Below are 2,424 nucleotides of genomic sequence, written 5' to 3'. Positions count from 1 at the left end.
CTCGAACGCATCCTGGCCACGACCGACTTGGGAGCACAGCAGTGAAATTCGCCAACTTCGCAGGCCGGGCCGTCGTCACCGACGGCACCCGCGCCGTCTACGTCGCCGACGCCAGCAACGGCAAGTTCGCCGACGAACCGAACCGGATCTACGGCGAGTGGGACGAGTTCGTTGAATGGGCGCAGACCGTCAACCTGACCGAGGGCTTCGAACTCGACCGCAGCAAACTCGAGGCACCCTCCCCGCAGCCTCGGCAGGTCTTCGCGATCGGACTCAACTACGCCGAGCACGCCCGCGAGAGTGGCCTGGACGAGCCGACCGAGCCCGCAGTGTTCACCAAGTTCCCCAGCTCGGTCACCGGACCGGATACCGTGCTCGAACTGCCGACGGACACAGTGGACTTCGAGGCCGAACTGGTCGCCGTCGTCGGACGCTACAGCTACCGGGTACCCGAGTCCGCGGCGTGGGACCACATCGCCGGGCTGACTGTCGGTCAGGACATCTCCGAGCGCACCCGCCAGCTGATCGGCCCGGCCCCGCAGTTCAGCCTGGGCAAGTCCTTCCCCGGTTTCTCCCCGACCGGGCCGTGGATCGTCACCCCCGACGAACTCGATCATCGCGACGATCTCGGGAGCGGATGCTCGATCAACGGGCAGATCATGCAGGACGGACGCACCGACGATCTGATCTTCTCCGTGCCGCAGATCGTGGCGAAGCTGTCGGCGATCCTGCCGTTGCTGCCCGGCGATCTGATCTTCACCGGCACCCCGTCCGGCGTCGGCGGAGCCCGCAAACCCCCGGTGTTCCTCCGCAACGGCGACATCCTCGAAACCCGGGTCGAGGGCATCGGAACCATCACCTCCACCTGCCGCACCGGCACCCCTTACCCGCCGACCGACGAATCCTGACAGGAGCACACCATGGCACTCCACCGACTAGGATCTGTAACCATCGGCGTCCCCAACGTCGACCAGACCGCCGCCTACTACGAGGATTTCGGGCTCACCCCCCTGGGAGACAACCGCTTCGCCACCGTCGACGGCGGGGAACAACTGCGGCTGGTCCACGCTCCGCGCCGCCAGGTCCTCGAGGTCACCATCGGCGCCGAAGACCAGGACGACATCGACCGGATCGCCCGCCAGATCCAGAACCTGGATCTGGCATGCACGGCCGGCGACGGCCGCGTCGAAGCCCTCGAACCGATCGCCGGGTTCAAAGCCGTGGTCGAGGTGATGCCGCACCTGGTTCAGAAACCGACCTCGGCCACCCCGTACAACGGTCCGGGCCGCATCGACCGCCCCGACGGCCGGGCCCCGGGGATCCTGCGCGAGGAGCGGGTCCGTCCCCGCAACCTCGGGCACCTGGTGATCGGGTCCACCGACCAGGCTGCCACGCAGAAGTTCTTCACCGACGGCATCGGGCTGAAGATCAGCGACGTGGTGCCCTCCATTGCCGCGTTCATGCGGTGCTCGACCGACCACCACAACATCCTCGTCCAGCAGGCCCCGGTGAACTTCCTGCACCACACCGCGTGGCAGGTCGACGACATCGACGAGGTCGGCCGGGGTGCGATGTCCATGCTCGAGAAGGACCCGAACCGGCACGTGTGGGGCCTCGGCCGCCACCACGTCGGCTCGAACTTCTTCTGGTACCTGAAGGACCCGGCCGGCAATTTCTCCGAGTACTACTCCGATATCGACTGCATCGTCGACGACGCGCTGTGGGAGCCGGGGATCTGGGACGGCGCCAAGAGCCTGTTCAACTGGGGACCGCCGCCGCCGCCATCGTTCGTCATGCCCGAAGACCTGGCCGCGCACATGACCGGTGCACACGATGCGGGCTGACTCGACCCATCGGGAGGGCGCCCTGTGGGTGCCCTCCCCCGAGTTCACCGCGCAGTCCCGGCTCACCGCCTACCTCGACTACCTGCAACGCGAGCACAATCGTCGGTTCGACGGATACCGCCAGCTGTGGCAATGGTCGGTCACCGATCTCGCCGGGTTCTGGACGTCGATCCGCGACTTCTTCGATCTCGACATCAGCGAACCGGACCGCGTACTCGACGCCCACGACGGCATGCCGCATGCGCGGTGGTTCGCCGGCGCCACGACCAACTATGCGGCCAACGCCCTCGCACACCGTTCGGAGGGCGCCGCCATCGAATCGCTCAGCGAGGACGGCGCGCTCACTACCCTGACCTGGAACGAACTGCGACTCCGCGTCGGGGCCCTGGCCCACTGGTTCCGCGAGCAGGGCGTCGAACCCGGTGATCGGATCGTCGCCTACGTACCCAACATCCCCGCCGCCGTGATCGGCCTTCTCGCCTCGGCAGCAGTCGGCGCGGTCTGGGCATCCTGTGCCCAGGAATACTCCACCGACGGCGCCCGCGACCGGTTCGCCCAGCTCGAACCGAGGATCCTGCTC

Annotated in this window: 3 protein-coding genes; all 3 read left to right on the top strand. The window is 67.3% G+C overall.

The features are described from left to right. Positions 1–908: fumarylacetoacetate hydrolase family protein (locus WAW17_RS19450; protein WP_422334568.1), on the top strand; the 908-nt coding region annotated here is incomplete at its 5' end. 12 nt (positions 909–920) lie between these two features. Next, positions 921–1,844 carry a VOC family protein gene (locus WAW17_RS19445; RefSeq protein ID WP_422334567.1) on the top strand — a complete coding sequence of 308 codons (924 nt, stop codon included), beginning with the start codon at positions 921–923 and terminating at the stop codon, positions 1,842–1,844. Next, positions 1,834–2,424, top strand: a 591-nt coding sequence (locus WAW17_RS19440) for an AMP-binding protein (RefSeq protein ID WP_422334566.1), incomplete at its 3' end; no start/stop codon positions are given. The genes WAW17_RS19445 and WAW17_RS19440, both read left to right, overlap by 11 nt.

This window comes from Rhodococcus sp. (in: high G+C Gram-positive bacteria), assembly GCF_049286785.1.
Classification (GTDB): domain Bacteria; phylum Actinomycetota; class Actinomycetes; order Mycobacteriales; family Mycobacteriaceae; genus Rhodococcus_F.
Note: the sequence above shows the minus strand (reverse complement) of the source record. Positions and strands in the feature narration are given on the sequence as shown.

What these genes read in the sequence shown, in the direction of transcription:
- WAW17_RS19445 (WP_422334567.1), top strand. Translation starts at nt 921, where the DNA reads ATGGCACTCCACCGACTAGGATCTGTAACCATCGGCGTCCCCAACGTC.